The organism is Neobacillus sp. PS3-40 (assembly GCF_030915485.1).
Lineage (GTDB): Bacteria > Bacillota > Bacilli > Bacillales > Cytobacillaceae > JAUZPL01.
This window is the reverse complement of sequence record NZ_CP133266.1, coordinates 1,517,976-1,535,138: the sequence shown is the minus strand read 5'-3', so window position 1 is coordinate 1,535,138 and position 17,163 is coordinate 1,517,976. Positions and strand designations below refer to the sequence as shown.

16 protein-coding genes are annotated in these 17,163 nt (G+C 35.9%); 13 read left to right on the top strand and 3 right to left on the bottom strand.

Translation table 11 applies throughout. From position 1 onward, the window contains the following. Positions 1-312: 312 nt before the first annotated feature. The 3 genes from RCG20_RS07835 to thrB are packed head-to-tail and all read left to right on the top strand — an operon-like array spanning position 313 to position 3,604. Complete coding sequence (locus RCG20_RS07835; RefSeq protein WP_374120517.1) at positions 313-1,611, top strand: homoserine dehydrogenase; 1,299 nt, start codon at positions 313-315, stop codon at positions 1,609-1,611. Beyond that, positions 1,608-2,669, top strand: coding sequence for a threonine synthase (thrC, locus tag RCG20_RS07830; RefSeq protein WP_308183651.1), 1,062 nt, complete (start codon positions 1,608-1,610; stop codon positions 2,667-2,669). The genes RCG20_RS07835 and thrC overlap by 4 nt, the downstream gene beginning before the upstream one ends. Beyond that, a complete protein-coding gene (gene thrB / locus RCG20_RS07825) occupies positions 2,666-3,604 on the top strand; it encodes a homoserine kinase (RefSeq protein WP_308183650.1) in 939 nt (312 codons plus the stop codon). The genes thrC and thrB overlap by 4 nt, the downstream gene beginning before the upstream one ends. Positions 3,605-3,640: 36 nt before the next feature. On the opposite strand, the gene RCG20_RS07820 is transcribed toward thrB, so the two are convergent. Next, positions 3,641-4,288, bottom strand: a complete 648-nt coding sequence (locus tag RCG20_RS07820; protein ID WP_308183649.1) for a YczE/YyaS/YitT family protein — start codon at positions 4,286-4,288, stop codon at positions 3,641-3,643. 160 nt (positions 4,289-4,448) lie between these two features. Beyond that, positions 4,449-6,149 (bottom strand): methyl-accepting chemotaxis protein, encoded by a 1,701-nt coding sequence (locus RCG20_RS07815; RefSeq protein WP_308183648.1) that lies wholly within the window; start codon positions 6,147-6,149, stop codon positions 4,449-4,451. Between the two features lie 267 nt (positions 6,150-6,416). On the opposite strand from RCG20_RS07815, the gene RCG20_RS07810 reads away from it, so the two are divergent. From RCG20_RS07810 to RCG20_RS07785, 6 genes are all read left to right on the top strand, one after another. Next, positions 6,417-6,779, top strand: coding sequence for a P-II family nitrogen regulator (locus RCG20_RS07810; RefSeq protein ID WP_308183647.1), 363 nt, complete (start codon positions 6,417-6,419; stop codon positions 6,777-6,779). Between the two features lie 2 nt (positions 6,780-6,781). Then, positions 6,782-8,080: an ammonium transporter gene (locus RCG20_RS07805; RefSeq protein ID WP_308183646.1), complete on the top strand. Its 1,299-nt coding sequence runs from the start codon at positions 6,782-6,784 to the stop codon at positions 8,078-8,080. Between the two features lie 123 nt (positions 8,081-8,203). Further along, complete coding sequence (locus RCG20_RS07800; protein WP_308183645.1) at positions 8,204-9,367, top strand: LL-diaminopimelate aminotransferase; 1,164 nt, start codon at positions 8,204-8,206, stop codon at positions 9,365-9,367. Positions 9,368-9,622: 255 nt separating this feature from the next. Further along, positions 9,623-10,057: an SRPBCC family protein gene (locus RCG20_RS07795; RefSeq protein WP_308183644.1), complete on the top strand. Its 435-nt coding sequence runs from the start codon at positions 9,623-9,625 to the stop codon at positions 10,055-10,057. A gap of 157 nt (positions 10,058-10,214) precedes the next feature. Next, complete coding sequence (locus tag RCG20_RS07790) at positions 10,215-12,206, top strand: methyl-accepting chemotaxis protein (RefSeq protein WP_308183643.1); 1,992 nt, start codon at positions 10,215-10,217, stop codon at positions 12,204-12,206. A 331-nt stretch (positions 12,207-12,537) separates the two neighbouring features. Next, the gene (locus RCG20_RS07785; RefSeq protein WP_308183642.1) at positions 12,538-13,515 is read left to right on the top strand and encodes an HD-GYP domain-containing protein; all 978 of its coding nucleotides are present in this window, start codon (positions 12,538-12,540) and stop codon (positions 13,513-13,515) included. Between the two features lie 162 nt (positions 13,516-13,677). Here RCG20_RS07785 and RCG20_RS07780 read toward each other — a convergent pair whose 3' ends face one another. Beyond that, a complete protein-coding gene (locus RCG20_RS07780; protein WP_308183641.1) occupies positions 13,678-14,562 on the bottom strand; it encodes a selenium metabolism-associated LysR family transcriptional regulator in 885 nt (294 codons plus the stop codon). 152 nt (positions 14,563-14,714) lie between these two features. Between RCG20_RS07780 and RCG20_RS07775 the strand changes: the two genes are divergently transcribed. From RCG20_RS07775 to RCG20_RS07760, 4 genes are all read left to right on the top strand, one after another. Continuing rightward, positions 14,715-14,960 carry a sulfurtransferase TusA family protein gene (locus RCG20_RS07775; protein WP_308183640.1) on the top strand — a complete coding sequence of 82 codons (246 nt, stop codon included), beginning with the start codon at positions 14,715-14,717 and terminating at the stop codon, positions 14,958-14,960. 80 nt (positions 14,961-15,040) lie between these two features. Next, positions 15,041-15,403 carry a DsrE family protein gene (locus RCG20_RS07770; RefSeq protein WP_308183639.1) on the top strand — a complete coding sequence of 121 codons (363 nt, stop codon included), beginning with the start codon at positions 15,041-15,043 and terminating at the stop codon, positions 15,401-15,403. Beyond that, entirely contained in the window at positions 15,381-15,572 is a 192-nt protein-coding gene (locus RCG20_RS07765; RefSeq protein ID WP_308183638.1) for a hypothetical protein, read from the top strand. Before RCG20_RS07770 ends, RCG20_RS07765 begins: the two co-directional genes overlap by 23 nt. Positions 15,573-15,841: 269 nt before the next feature. Continuing rightward, entirely contained in the window at positions 15,842-16,942 is a 1,101-nt protein-coding gene (locus RCG20_RS07760) for an HD-GYP domain-containing protein (protein WP_308183637.1), read from the top strand. The last annotated feature ends 221 nt before the right edge of the window (positions 16,943-17,163 follow it).

Below are 17,163 nucleotides of genomic sequence, written 5' to 3'. Positions count from 1 at the left end.
AGCAACCACCGGCTCTCTGCAGCTTTTTCTTACTACCGTCTTCATCATCACTTTTAATTTACTAATCATTCCTAAAGTTTGTTATTTTAAGAATATTCTACAACTGCACCTTTAATGTTGTAAATAGGTAATATAAAATAATTATTTTTTAAAATTTTTCTGAAAAATAGAAATGTATATATACTGCCGTAGTAAGCGATTACATGCTTTTTTCATTAAATTATACTATTGTAAAAAAATATGGAGAGTCATATAATGTCTTTTATATAAAAACATTTGTACATATTAAAAAGACATTTTGGTGGAGGGGTAATGATGAAGACAATTTCAATTGGTTTATTAGGATTAGGAACAGTAGGTACTGGTGTTGTAACTATTATTGAAGATCATCAAGAAAAGCTAATGCACCAAGTGGGATGTCCTGTGGTTATAAAAAAAATACTTGTGCAAAATTTAGAAAAATTAAGATCAGTTGATGTGGAACAGAGCATGCTAACAACTTGCTCGAATGATATTTTAGATGATCCGGAAATTGATATTATCATAGAAGTCATGGGTGGAGTTGGAGTAACAAAGGATTATTTACTTAAAGCTTTAAGACAGGGAAAACATGTTGTAACAGCGAATAAAGATTTAATGGCGTTGCATGGATCAGAGCTACTAAGGGTAGCTGCTGAAAATGGGTGCGATTTATTTTATGAGGCTAGTGTTGCAGGAGGTATTCCGATCTTAAGAGGTTTAGTAGATGGCCTTGCATCAGATCGGATTACGAAAATGATGGGGATTGTTAACGGGACAACAAACTATATTTTAACAAAAATGAGCCAAGAAGGTCGTGCTTATGAAGATGTTCTAAAAGAGGCCCAAGATCTTGGTTTCGCTGAATCGGATCCTACTGCAGATGTGGAAGGTTTGGATGCAGCAAGAAAAATGACCATTTTAGCAACATTGGGCTTTTCAATGAATATTGATTTAGCTGATGTTAGTGCTAGTGGGATTTCCAATATTACAGAAGCTGATTTACGGTATGGAAAACAGCTAGGCTATACAATGAAATTAATTGGCTATGCCCATCGTGAAGGTGAAAAAGTAGAGGTAAGTGTTCAGCCGACATTCTTATCTGATAATCACCCGCTTGCATCTGTTCAAAATGAATATAATGCTGTTTACGTTTACGGGGAAGCTGTTGGTGAAACGATGTTTTACGGACCTGGTGCTGGCAGCTTGCCAACAGCAACATCAGTTGTTTCCGATTTAGTCGGAGTTATGAAGAACTTACGATTGGAAGTGAATGGCAGAAGTGCGGTCACACCACAATATTTCAAAAACTTAAAGGAAGATAATGAAAAGTACGCAAAGTATTTTATTCGTCTCCATGTCCAAGATGAGGTTGGTGTCTTTGCTGATATCACAACAGTTTTTGCTAAATATGGCATAAGCTTTGAAAAGATATTGCAGCTGCCAGTAAAGAAAAATGAAGTAGCAGAAATTGTTTTGGTGACACATCGTGCTTCCTTAACGAACTATCAGCATATTATGCAGCAATTAAGAGATATGAATGCAGTGAAAGAAATAAAAAGTTCATACAGAGTAGAGAGGAATTCGATATGAGATGGCCAGGATTATTAGAAGCTTATAAAGAATTTTTACCTGTAAATAGCGAGACACCTATCCTTACATTAAATGAGGGGAATACTCCATTAATTAAACTTGAAGAGATTTCTAAACAATTGGATGTTGAACTTTTTGTGAAAGTGGAAGGAGCAAATCCAACTGGATCATTTAAGGATCGTGGAATGGTTATGGCAGTGGCAAAAGCTGTTGAAGAAGGAAGCAAGACAATCATTTGTGCTTCCACTGGAAATACGTCTGCTGCTGCTGCCGCATATGCAGCTAGAGCAGGGATAAACTGTATTGTTGTCATTCCGAATGGGAAAATTGCTCTTGGTAAACTTGCGCAAGCAATGATGTATGGGGCGGAAATCATTTCAATTGACGGGAACTTTGACGAAGCTTTAAATATGGTTCGTCATATCAGTGAAAGTGAGCCTGTTACATTGGTCAATTCTGTCAACCCTTATCGTTTAGAAGGCCAAAAGACAGCTGCCTTTGAAGTTTGTGATCAATTAGGTTGTGCACCAGATATCTTGGCCATTCCAGTTGGAAATGCTGGAAATATTAGTGCATATTGGAAAGGATTTAAAGAGTATGCAGCTAAAAAGGGTACTGGACTGCCAAGAATGTTTGGATTTGAAGCTGCAGGCGCGGCAGCAATTGTCCACAATCGGGTCTTTGAAAGTCCCGAAACAATTGCAACAGCCATTCGAATTGGTAATCCTGCGAGCTGGCAATTAGCAGTAAATGCAAGGGATGAATCAAGAGGTTTGATCGATGAAGTAACAGATGAAGAAATCATCGCCGCGTATAAGAAAATGGCTGCAGTGGAAGGGATTTTTGCTGAACCAGCATCATGTGCTTCACTTGCGGGAATTTTTAAAAGCATTACTAATGGAAAGATTTCAAAAGGAGCAAGAATTGTTGCAGTGCTAACGGGTAACGGTTTGAAGGATCCAGATACTGCAATTGCTAGTAGTTTATTAAAACCTGTACAACTCCCAAATGATGAGTTAGCAGTTGCTGAACATATAAGAGGAGTTGTTCGACAATGACTCTAAAAGAACGATTCATCATTCAGGTTCCAGCAAGCACAGCCAATCTAGGTCCTGGTTTTGATTCAATCGGATTGGCAGTTGACTTGTATTTAACTTTAGAAGTGGAACTAAATGATAAATGGGAGTTCATTACTGAATCAAGAGAATTAGAACAGTTTCCAGGAGATGAACAACATTTTATTTGTCAGGTTGCTAAGCAAGTTGCTACTAGATATGGAAAAATACTGCACCCATGTAAAGTTGAAATGAAAAGTGACATTCCATTGGCACGAGGGCTTGGCTCAAGTGCAGCGGCAATTGTTGCTGGTATTGAACTGGCGGACACAATTGGAAACCTAGGATTAACAAAGCATGATAAACTTTTATTTGCAACCGAATTGGAAGGCCACCCTGATAATGCTGGCGCTTCACTTTTTGGGGGGCTTGTCATTGGTTGCTATCAACAAAATCAGGTTGAAATAGTCTCATTTCCAACGATCCAACTTGAGATTGTTGCTGTAATTCCACAAGAAGAATTACTGACGAAAGTGGCACGTGAAGTATTGCCAACTACTTTTTCCTACAATGACGCTGTCCAGGCATCTGCAAAAGCAAATATTCTAGTTGCAACACTCCTCAGTGAAAATTGGAGTTTGGCTGGTAAAATGATGGAACAGGATTTATTCCATCAGCCGTTTCGAAAGCCACTCATACCTTTTTACGATGAGATTCAAAGTTATGCTAAATCATCAGGTGCATTTGGAGTTGCCTTAAGCGGTGCAGGCCCGACTATTCTTTGTTTTACAGAAGATGGTAAAGGAACACAGTTGGTCCAATCGCTAAAGCAAGAGTTTCCCATGATGGGTGTTAAACTGTTGAAAATTGATAACCGTGGTAGCTATGTTTGTGAAAATAATAAGGATAGTTTAGTAAAAAAAGGCATCTATTCTTGAGAATAGGATGCCTTTTTTTAATTAACACTGGTGTATTTAGAACTTCTCGGAATAAATAATCCCCTTTGTTAGTTTTTTCTCAGCAACACGATCTACGACTCTATTAAAAAGCTTTAATGAACGATGGAACACTGGACTTTGGATAAAAGTATAAACGAAGCTTGCAAGAAAGACAGGACCACCTAAAAAATAACCTACAATTAAGACGAGGCTCTCGACTGTGATCCGTGCTTGGCTAACGGTTAATTTTGTTTTATCAGAAATGAAAAGCATAAACCCATCTCTTGGCCCTGCACCAATTCCGGCTGCAACATACATTCCCCCACCAATCCCTGTAATGATAATTCCACTAAGGAGAATCAGATAATCAACCCACGAATGGGTTGGATTAGGAAGAATATCTGTCCAAAGAAAGAAGTCCATAATAGGTCCGATCATTAAAGCATTTAAAAATGTACCGATATTAATATATTTTCGGTTCACAATTAAGGAAATAGAAACAAGGAAAAGTCCACAAATGACTGACCATGTTCCGATCGTTAAACCAAAGTGCTGAAATAGTGCAACATTTAGTACATCCCAAGGGTGTAAGCCGAGAAATTTCACTTTTACAGCAAGAGCGCTTCCCAACCCAAAACAAACTAAACCACAGAAAAATAACAGGTAACGAAATACTTTAATCATCCAATCCACTCCCAAAGCTGCGTCAATTATTAACTGAATATTAAAATATATACTAATGCAGAAACGCAACAATGGCAATGACTTTCGTTTAAAAAGAACTTCTTTTTTCTAAAAAACCACATAAATAAGGCCTAATTTCTTTGCCTAGTATTTTTTAGCTTCAAACTCTAAATTTATCCACTGCCTCTTTCAAATCCTCACCCATTTTCGCAAATAGGTTTGTTGATGAGGCAATTTCCTCCATTGAAGCTGTTTGTTGTTGGGCCTCGTTAGCAATATTTTTTGCACGATCATGAGCACTATGGGAAATGGCTTCAATTTTCTGGAAAGATGCAGTAACCATTTGCATTTCGTCATCTATCTGTTTAATAGCATTGGATACTTCATCAATTTGAGTGGATATTCCTGAAACAGAGTCAAGTATTTGATGAAAGGATTCCCCAGCTTTTTCGACTGTATCTATTCCACTTTTGACACTATTATAGCTTTGATTCGAAATAGCAACGGTTGAAGAAATTTCTTGCTGAACTTCAGTTAAAATATGGCCTATTTGCTGGGCAGCATGGCTTGATTGCTCCGCTAATTTACGCACTTCCTGTGCAACCACCGCAAATCCCTTTCCGTGTTCGCCTGCTCTTGCTGATTCGATTGATGCGTTTAAGGCAAGTAGATTTGTTTGTTCGGTTACATAATGGATCAAGGAAACGATCTTTCCAATTTCTTGAGATTTAGTTTGCAAATTCTCGACAGAGTGAGAAATGGACTCGGAAAATTCGTTTATATGTGCCATTTCAACAATGGCACTTTGAATAACGGTGTTCCCGTGTTCAGCGGTTGTAGCAGCACCCTTTGATGAAAAATGTACATTTTTCATCATTTTTACAATCTTGCCCATTTCTTGGCTAATCATGTATACAATCTGATTGGCTTCTATTGAATTTTCCACTTGTTGTTCAGCACCTAGAGCAATCTCTTGAATAGCTTCTGAAATTTGCAAAGTTGATTGGGAGGTCTGGTCAGTTCCAGCTGCTAATTGAACTGCAGCCGAGGCGACATTTTCAGAATTATATAGGACTTTTTCGATCACTAATTTTAAACTTTCGACCATTTTATTAAAATCATAACCCAACTGGCCAATTTCATCTCTAGATTTTATTTCAATGGCTTCCACCTTCAGATTGCCTCCAGCAACATCTTTCACATGGGAGCTTATTCTTTTTAAAGGAGATATGGCTGATTGGACAAAGAAAATCGTAATGGCTGCTGCAATAATGGGGATAAGAATTTGCAATAAAAGAGTTCCTTTTGCCATTTCCCAAGTTCTTTCAGTAATAATCTTTGCGTCAAAATCAATAGCATTGATGGCGATTATCTGTTTGGATGGATCCTGATCTTCAAAAATGGGAGCGTACCCTGTAATACGCTTAATACCACCATATGTATAAACCTTCGAATAGGCTGGATGCTTCATTTGTATAACCATATTAACTGCTTTTTTATCAATATAAAAGGTTTGCCCAGATTTAAACCCCTGGGACTGAAGTGAATGATCAGCGGCTAAAATTTTCCCGTTAAAGTCTAAGATGTATGCATCTTGAAAAATTTGTTTCTTTTTAACGGTCCAACTTACTTCTTTTTCTAGTTCTTTTATTTTCGAGGCATTTCCGTTTATCGCGGCTTTTAGTGTTTCAGTGTTGATAATCCCTGTGGTAATACTAGCACAGCCATCAAGTTCAACCCCTGCTGCTTTCTCCACTTGCTTGTAGCTAGCTGTATAGTTAAACGACGTAACAAGTATAGAACTGATTGTGAATAATAGAATGACAATTGTTGTAATTTTCCCCGTTAAACCAAATTTCATATGAATCCTCCAGTGTGTAATAGATTACTAATAGGTCTATATAACTATATAATTTAAGTTATTATTTTCGCATAAAAAAACTGAAAAATCTATAACTTAAAATAAAAGTTTTTTAAAAGTTAATATTAATAAATAAAATTTGTAACTTGTAATTCTGAAGCCAGTAATCTGAAAATTTATTTTGTTCCATTGACACTGATCTATCTTCTGTTATAATTCGTTACATACCATGTTAGAAAAACTAACATAAAGGACTGAAACACAAAAATGAAGAAAATTGAAGCAATAATTAGACCAGAGAAAATTACAGAAACGATTAAAGGGCTAAAAAATATTGGCATAACTGGATTCACAGTTTCTCAAGTTGTTGGTCGAGGGAAGCAGAGAGATACAGAAGGTGTGTACAGAGGGAAAAGTTATAAGGTAACTCTCCATCCTAAGGTAAAGTTGGAGATTGTTTTATCAGATTTTATGGTGGAGCCAACCATTAAAACAATTATTAAAACAGCTCAAACGGGGGAAGATGGGGACGGAAAAATTTATGTTTACCCCATTTTGGAAGCATACAATATTCGCACTGGTGCGTCTGACTCTAGTATTGATGATTTGGCTAATCAGGAAAGGGGATAGCGATGGAGCTAATGTACTTAAATACCGTTTGGATTGTAATGGCATCGGCGATGGTCTTATTTATGGAAGGTGGATTTAGTTTACTTGAAGCAGGATTAGTTCGAACAAAAAATGCAGTTAACGTAACGATGAAGATTTTTGTTGATTTAACAATTGGAGCCTTAGCCTTTTGGATGATTGGCTTTGGAGTCATGTTTGGAAAAGATTACTTGGGAATCATCGGTACAAGTCTTTTTGGCAGTCCACAAATGATCTCCTTGCCGGTCGAATTACCTGGGACAGCTTATGTCCTCTTTCAAATGGGATTTGCTGTTGCATGTATTTCCATTGTATCGGGTGCAGTAGCTGAACGAATGAATTTTAAAGCATATATCGTGACGGCAGTGATGATTACCGTCTTTATCTATCCTATATCAGGGCATTGGATATGGAATAGCAATGGCTGGCTAGCAAAATTAGGAATGAAAGATTTTTCGGGTTCTGCAGCCATTCATGCGGTTGGTGGCTTTACTGCTCTTGCGATGGCAAAGTTTCTAGGTCCGAGAAAAGGAAGATTTAATTCTGATGGCAGTGCCAACGTATTTGCTCCAAGTAATATTCCGTTAGCTTCAGCAGGTACATTTATTTTATGGTTTGGTTGGTTTGCCTTCAATGCTGGAAGCACGCTTGATGCATCAAATGCTTCACTTGCGCCAGTCGCTATTAATACCATGTTAGCAGGTGCAAGTGGTGGTATGGTTGCTTTAATGATGACACTAAAAAAATATGGGAAAGCTGATCCGAGTATGACCATAAATGGAATTCTATCCGGATTGGTCGCAATAACTGCGGGATGTGCCTTTGTTTCTCAATGGAGTGCAATTGTTATTGGTGGAATGAGTGGGTTGATCGTTATTTATGCAACATTATTGATTGATAATTTAAAAGTAGATGATCCTGTTGGAGCTGTGGCAGTACATGGCTTCAATGGAGTATTTGGAACTATTGCAGTGGGACTATTCGATTCTTCTAATGGTCTTATAACTACAGGTGACTTCTCACTATTTAAAGTGCAGGTATTAGGCGCTGTGGTAGTTGTGATTTGGGGGATAATTGGCGGTGTAGCTATAGCGAAGGTTTGTCAGCAAACGGTTGGTTACCGTGCAGCTGAAAGAGAGGAAGACGAAGGCCTAGATATGTCTTATCACGGTATTCCTGCCTACAATGAATTAGAAAGGTTTACGGATATGCCTTCCAGCTTGTTTGATTTTGAAGAAACGACAGGGATTAGTATTGCGAAAGTAAAAGAACTAGTTAAATAGTTTTTAATTATTCGAAAAAATATAAGTATAATCTTTTATAATCCTTGAAATTTTTTGAAAAAAGTCTATATTTTCAAGTATAAGTATTATTTTACAAAAATGAAAATATAGAGGTGTATGACTATGAATCTCGTTGCATCTAAAAAAATTCAAAAGTTAACAACTAGTATTTTTACGGAAGTTTCCAATCGAAAACAAGAAGCCATTAAAAATGGAATGGATGTTATTGATTTGAGCGTTGGAAGTCCAGATTTCCAGCCCCCATCTTTTGTGGTGGATGCGCTTGTAAAGTATGCGAATGACACGAGCAGGTACGGTTATATGTTGAAAGGAATGCCTGAGTTCAATGAAGCTGTTTGTTATTTTTATAAAGAGAGATATTCTGTTGACTTAGATCCCTCTAAAGAGGTCCTTCAGCTTATGGGTTCGCAGGATGGACTTGCACATTTAGCCACTGCGATGATTGACCCAGGCGACTATGTTTTAGTTCCTGACCCGGGTTATCCTATTTATGAAGCAAGTGTGACCCTGGCAGGAGGAATAATATATCCAATGCCACTTCTACAAGAAAATCAGTATCTTCCGCAACTAGATCAAATTCCATTAGAAATTGCTAAGAAAGCAAGAATGATGATCATCAGCTATCCAGGGAATCCTGTAACGGCACTGGCTGACAAAGGTTTTTTTGAAAAAGTAATTGAGTTTGCTAAGCTTCATAACATCCTAGTAGTACATGACTTTGCTTATTCTGAATTAATTTTTGATGATCATCCACAGATTAGTTTTATGTCAATTCCGGGTGCAAAAGAGGTAGGGATTGAATTTAATTCTCTTTCAAAAACATTCAATATGGCAGGTTGCCGAATTGGTTACGCAATTGGGAATGAGCAGGCACTTCAAATTCTTGCAGCCCTTAAATCGAATATTGATTATGGAATTTTTTATCCGATTCAAAAAGCTGCTGAAGTGGCCCTAACCTCAGATTTCACTTCGCTAAATATGCAGAAAAGAGAGTATGAAAAACGTAGAGACACCTTAATGTCAGGGCTTGCTAAAAGTGGCTGGAAGGTTCCAAAGTCTCCAGCTACGATGTTTATTTGGGCTCAAATTCCAGTAGGATGGACCTCCCGGAAATTTGCATTTGAATTAATTGAAAAAGCAGGAGTAGCAGTAATTCCTGGTGATGCTTTTGGAGAACTTGGTGAAGGGTACGTAAGAATCGCTTTGGTTCAGCCAACAGAAGTTCTGGCAGAAGCTGCAGAACGGATTAATAAATTTCTTTGCTAGTAGAAAGGGGCGATTTCCTGGTGCTTTAAAATGCCTAGGGAATGCCTCTTTTTATTCTAAAGGCAGTGTTAAAGTTCATTGTTGATTTTGCGACTATGTTGATTGGAGCAGAAGGCTTAGAATCCTGCAATGGAAATCAACAGGCAAATTTAACGGAGCCATTCTAAAAAGCGAGCCAATAACATATACCTTTAAAAAAGACCTTCCATATAAAATAGAAGGTTTTTTACCATTCAATGGAGGGTAGGAATTCAAATGCCAAGTGGGATGCACCAAGTTGAGTTGGATTTACCAATCGAAGACATCTGGGCCTTTGTTAAAAATATGGATAATTGGGCGCCACTTGTACCTGGTTATATACGACATAAAAAATTTAATAACCGACAGTCTACATGGGAATTTTTTGCTGACATTGGTATTATGAAAAAGAAAGTTAGTTTAATGGTCACGATTAAAGAATGGATTGAGCCTACCAAGGTTACTTTTGATTTAAAGGGTTTGGAAGATAATTTTGCTGGAAAAGGATATTTTGAAGCAGTGGCTATAGAAAAAAATAAGACTAGAATGACCGGATACCTAGATATTATCGCCGAAGGAATCATGGGGCGGGTAATAAATAATGTTTTGAAAACGTCTGTTCCTGAATTAGTGGAAGAATTAACAGAAAATATTGCTGCGAAGTTAAAATAAGTAATTGAAAGGGATTGTTCTCTAGCGTTTTAAAGCGCTAGAGAACAATCCCTTTTTATTTTATGAAAATAATTATAAAAAAATAATAAATCTATCCGATATTAATAATATTAGAATAATATTTTATTTTAAATTAAATTCTGAGAGGGTCCTAAACGTGGAAAAACAAACGAAAAAAGGAAATAATATATTTCATTTTACAATTAAGAAAAAATTAATATGGTCATTTTTATTTATTTTATTAGTACCAACCCTATTGATTGGTTTCATTTCTTACAATAGTGCTAAAAAAGAAATCACCAAGAAAATTGAAATAGGTGCAAAAGAGAATGTAAACGTATTAAATGTTTATTTAAATAACTTCATGAATTCAAATATTAAGGATGTTGCCTTTTTTGCCGATAAACTAAATGTCGAATCCTTAGCGGTGAAGGAAAAAGGGAATACAGTCGTTTTATTTGATCAATATATGAAGATTCACTCTAATGCTGTATCAATGTATCTTGGCAATGAATCAGGGGAGTTTTTAATTAGTCCAACTGTTGAAATGCCTGCTGGGTATGATGCACGAACACGACCTTGGTACAAAGAGGCAAAAGAAAAAAATGGAAGAGCTATCGTTACAGAACCTTATTTGGATGCTGCAACGGGCCAAGTATTAATCACTGTAGCCCAAGAATTAAAAGATGGGTCGGGTGTCGTAGGAATTGATCTCAGTTTAGCAGCCATGAAACATATGGCAGGAGATATTAAAATTGGAGAAACCGGATACCCTCTAATCTTAAGTTCCAAAGGGAATTATCTTGTCCATCCGACTGAGAAGGTTGGTTCGACTGCAAAGGGTGATTGGGTTAAAATACTTATTAATGAACAAAGTGGCCAACTTTCCTATGAATATAATGGCCTGAAAAAATCGATGTTTTATGATACAAATAAATTAACCGGATTTAAAATAGCAGGATCTATGAATCTGAGTGAAGTAACAGATGCAACGCGCCCAATTTTAACATCAATGTCAATAATAATCGCGATCTTCATTTCTATTGGGGTAACCATATCAATTCTTTTAACATTATCGATAACACGCCCATTAAATAGATTAGTAAGGATATCGGAGCAGGTTAGTGAAGGAGATTTAACTCAAGAGATTGAAATAAAGTCAACTGATGAGCTAGGGAGTCTTGGGATTGCCTTCAATAAAATGCTAGTTTCTTTACGTGATTTAATTTATCATGTTGGTGAAAAGTCTGATCTTCTAGCTTCTTCATCTGAAGAACTTATGGCAAGCTCAGAGCAAAATAATATGGCAACAGAGCAAGTTGCGAACTCTATTCAAGAAGTAGCATCAGGAACAGAGCTACAAACAAGTAAACTTAGAGAAAATAACGTAATTGTCAGAAATATGGCTAAGGAAATTCAACAAATTAAGGTAAACTCTCAAAGTGTTGCTACCACTTCATCTGAGGCAGCCAATATTGTTTTAACAGGGGAACAAGCTATCCAATTGTCAATCGTCCAAATGAATAATATTAATGGGACTGTTAAGAATTTAGGGGAAGTTATTCATGCATTAGGAGAACGCTCACAGGAAATTAGTCAAATTGCCGATGTCATTTCTACTATTGCAGGACAAACAAATTTGTTAGCCTTGAATGCAGCGATTGAAGCTGCTAGAGCAGGGGAACATGGAAAAGGTTTCGCTGTTGTTGCTGACGAAGTGCGAAAATTAGCTGAACAATCCTCTCAATCAACTGAAACCATACGTCAACTAATTACATCTATCCAGTTGGATACAAAACATGCAGTAGAATCAATGGATAAAGGAACCAAAGAGGTCGAAAAAGGTATTGAAGTTGTTCATCATGCAGGATCATCATTTGAACAAATACAACACTTTGTCGATATAGTTAGTACTCAAATTCAAGAAATTACAGCTTCCATCGAGCAAATGGCACATGGTGCAGAGCAAGTTGTTGAAACAGTGGGGGTAATTGAAGAAGTTGCTTTGAAATCAACTGCTCAAAGCCAAGATGTATCAGCAGCAACCGAAGAACAGTTGGCTTCAATGCAAGAAATTGCAGCATCAGCTATTTCATTAGCAAATATGGCTGAAGAGCTACAAGATTCAATAAAGAAATTTAAAATTTAACTAATATAAATGGGAAATCCTGAGATGCACCGGGATTTCTTTTTTAAAAATTATTAAGGCTCTTTTCTTAAACTTTGTTGCTATTTGAACCTAAATTAGAATGGGATTCCAGTTTACCGATGAAACCCATAGGAAGTTTTTAAGAAAAGAGCACGATACTATTGCTATTTCGGGTTTTTAGACTAGGTACGAAAAACAACAATCTATGTGAAAACAGTCATTATTTAAAATAAGTAGGATGTCTACAATCGTATTCAAAATAACTGCCCAACTATATAAATAGTTCTTTATATAGTTGGGTAGTTAAGTGATATTTTAAAAGGAGTTAATAATGCAGCTTATCGAAATTTCGAAATATGATCATGAGACAATGCAATTAGCAAGACCTATATACGATCGAATGAGAAGAGTGTTATTAGCTTCAGGTAGAACGATACATCCGAAGTTAATTAATAGAATCCAAAGTATGGGCATTTCTACTTTAATGGTTGAGGATGCAGAATCAATAGGAATTACGATGGATGAAATGGTGGATATGCCAACATGGATGGATATGATTGACGTTGTTCAAAAAGCATACCAATTAGCAGAAAAAAAGAAAACTATAAATATAATCGAATTGCAGAAGGCTGTTGTAAAAATCATTCATGAAGTAACAAAAAGAAAAACAATTTTTCTGATACCATCATCCTCTGTAGCAGATGAACTTAAAAATTATGCGCATTCTGTAAACGTAACATTGTTGACCATTCAAACAGCTAAGAAACTCCATTATACAAATTCTCAATTACGAGATCTTGCATTGGGTTCAATGTTACATGACATTGGAAAAGTAGTTTCCAACGAACAAAAGGAACATCCACAAAAGGGTTTTGAATTGATTAAAGCACAGCGAGAAATTAGTTTATTATCAGCCCATATTGCCTATCAGCATCATGAGCAATTAAACGGGAAGGGATATCCGAGAGGACTAAGCGGAGATGAACTTCTTGAATTTCCACAGATTTGTGCCATCGCTAATATATATGAAAGATTAATTTCAAATGGGACATATTTACCCCATGAAGCATTGGAATTCATAATGACCAAACATGAAATTGAATATAAAGGAAAAGTGGTTGAAGCATTCTTAAATAGTGTACCCTCCTATATTCCAGGAACAAAGGTAATGTTAAGCAATGATAAAAGAGCTATTGTCATTGGCATAAAATCACATTTACATCGACCTGTTGTTCGGTTTCTTCATAATAGTGAAGAAATTGATTTAGCAGAAAGCCCATCAATCTTAATAAAGGAAATACTAGTTTAACAAAGTAAAAGTACTTAGCGATCGCTCAGTACTTTTTATTTTGTTGAAAAACATACAACTAATAAACTAGTTTTACTAAAATAATAAAACAAAATGTCAGTTGTTATTTCATTAGTTATTTATTGTTTACCATTATGCATTTCCTACAACTTCATTTAGATGCTAAACCAACTCTTTGGCATCTTTAATAAATAATTTCGCTATTAATGAGAGTGTTCTACTTTTATTATAAACAAGGTAGAAGTACCGTTCGTCAATGAAATCTTCAATCTGATGAAGTTTGATTAAATTGTTAGAAAAGTATTCCTTTGCTGCAATTTCTGAAATAATTGAAATACCAATGCCTTGCATGACGAACTGAATTAAGCTCTGGCTGCTGTCTGTATAAGCGATAATATTCAATTGATCTTTTGAGATTTGCCTTTTTTTAAAAAATCTTTCAAGAATGGCATTTGTTCCTGAATCAGAATTTCTCATTATAAATGGATGCTTTATAATTTCTTGAATGTTTGCAGGATTTGGTATATCAACTTGATTAGAGGATACGAGAACCAAATTTTCCTTTAATAATGGAATATAATGCAGCTTGTCATTTTCGTACTTTTCACCTAAGATTCCAAAATCCACAGACCCGCTCAGAACTTTTTCTGAAACAATCTTTGAAGAAAATTGGTTAATATGAAAGGTAATATTCGGATATTTCTCTCTGAATTTCCCAACCATCTTTGGAATAATAAATTGCCCTGGCACAGAACTTGCTGCAAGTCTTATAGCTCCACGAAACTCTGTCATTCCAAAATTCAAATCGAGTAATGCTTGATCCTTTAACTTTAGAATCTTAAGGGCCCAGTCATACAAACGCTCTCCGTATGGAGTAAGAATACTTTCTCTCCCAACACGATCAAAAAGTTTAACATTTAATGTCTTTTCTAACGATTGAATATGTGTGCTAACCGTTGATTGACTTAAAAAAATGTCATCAGCAGCCTTAGAAAAACTTTTATGTTCAACAACCTTTGTGAATATATATAGTTGATGCAAATCCATTGGAAATCTCCCTTTATTATCGGAAAAACCAATTATATATGATTGGTTTAATAGATAAGTTGTATTTATATAAGATTACCATTTTTTTATAATAAAGTGGAGTCTAATAAAAGAACCAAAAAATGGTGATGAAATAGGTGGTGAAATGCACAATGATAAATCAATATGTTCCAGACTTGATTTATGATGCTGGCCCAACCGGTTGTGGAGAGTTAATTATGAATTTGTTTCTTACAATGAAAAAGATGGAACAAGGGCAGATTATTGAGGTAATTTCCTATGATAAGGGTGCCCGTGAAGATATTCCAGCTTGGTGCAGATTGCAAAGTCAGAGGTTCTTGGGACAAAAAGATTTAGGAGAAACAAGTTATTACTATATTGAAAAATACACAATTTAGCCTCCTGAAAAGGGCTGAAGGCTTCAAAAATTTATTGTTTAAACGGCATAACTTATGTAAAAAAAGTGGAGGAATTCATGATGGCTGGGAAATTTTTAGTTAGTATGACAAATGCAATGAACAATCCGGATAAAGCAACAGTAGGTTTTGTGGTTGCAAATGCTGCAGTTGCGTCAGGTCAAGAAACAGTTATTTTTCTAAATGTTGAGGGAGCATATCTTGCAGCAAAAGGGTTCGCAGAAGAGATTCATGAAGAAGGCTTTGCCCCATTAAAACAACTTATGGATCAATTTGTTGAAGCGGGCGGAATATTATGGGTGTGCAGTCCTTGCTTTAAAAAGAGGAATTTGGAAGAAGAAAGCCTTATTGAAGGCGCAACCATTGTTGGCGGAGCTAAATTAGTGGAGTTCCTAAGCCAAGGTGCAGCTTCAATCACTTATTAACCTTCAAGACGTCAGAAAATATGTGCCTGATGAAAAAATTTTTCTAAATCCCGATTGTGGTTTCGGCACATTTGCGCAACGGCCGATGAATAGTGACTCCATTGCCTTTGAAAAATTGAAAGTGATGTCAGAGGCAGCTAAGAAACTTAGAGAAATGGTAATCGATTAGATTAATGGATGCGAACGAATACAGTTTAATATTTTTAAAAAACGATAGGTGTATGTACCTATCGTTTTTTTAGCTAAGCAGAATTTATATCCATAAATTCTGCTAGTGCATAAGGGCAACTAGGCTATCGCCGGCGCCTTGAGGCTTGGCGATAGCCAAGTTTTCTTTATATATATTGATTTATTACATTGACAATAATAGTAATAGAAATAATAATAAAGTGAGGAATATTTTCCTATATAGTTAAGCATTGTAATGGGGTGGGCGCTTTGAGGCTGGTTTCTATTCATAACTGTGAAGAAGGTTTAATACTAGCAAAGCCTTTATTCGATCAGAATAGCCGTATTTTATTAAATGAAGGTAGTGTACTCACACTATCATTTATACATAGATTGAAAGCTAAAAATATACACTACGTATATGTTAAATCAGAAATAACAAATGATGTTGAAGTGAATGACAATATTTCTACTAATCTACGTTTTGAAACAGCCTCGAAATTGAATGAAGTATTTAGTAACCTAAAAGAAGGCAAGGTTAGCAAAAACAAGACTATTGGTCGTGTTGGGTTAATAAAGGACTTAAATAATGTCTTTGAAAAAATAATGAAAGAGATGAATTCATCTAAACATTTATTAAACTTACTTAGCCATATGCAGTTTTCATTAGATGAATTGTTCGAACATTCGGTAAACACTAGTTTGTATGCACTTTCTATTGGTAAGCACATGGGGCTTAAGGATAGCGAATTACATATATTGGGGCTCGGAGCCTTATTTCATGATATAGGCAAACTTAAATCTAAAGATAATCTTAAAAAAGAGGAAGCGGAGAATAATAAAGATAGTTGGAAAAGGCATCCAGAAGTGGGTTTTGAGATGTTGAGAAAAGAATCGGAGTTCCATCTTCTGATTGCCCATTGTGCATACCAACATCATGAAAATTTTGATGGAACTGGTTTTCCAAGGGGATTAAAGGGTACGGAGATCCATCTGTTTCCAAAAATTATTTCTATAGCAGAAGCTTTTGATCATTTAATTACTCATAAGTCTCTACTACCACATGAAGCGATGGAGGTCATAGTTGGACGATCCTTTATAAGGTATGATAGTAAAGTGGTAGAAACCTTTAAAAATGCAGTGGCAATTTATCCTATTGGTGTAACTGTTGAACTAAATACAGGAGAAACAGGGGTTGTGATCGGTTACAATAAAAAATATCCGCAGCGCCCTAAAGTAAGGATTTTTAAAGATAGTAGTGGGAAAAAGCTTCAGGTCCATGAGTTTTTTGAAATTGATCTTCTGATTGCATTAAATATTATGATTGTGAAGTGTGATGCTATTATTGAAAGAAAAAAGGTTAATTCCTGAAAATATTTAAAAACATCTTTTACCAACTTACCATGGATAAAAAGGTGTTTTTTTTTTTGATAATTTTATTTCCAGATAACGAATGTGGCGAACTGCATTCGTTTTTATCGGTTTATTAGGAAGGTTAAACTTTGTTAATATGCTAAAGTAAGTAACTTTCGTTTATAAATATTCAAACTCAAATTGAATAAGTGCAAATACGCCTCTGTCATTGCCTTTTT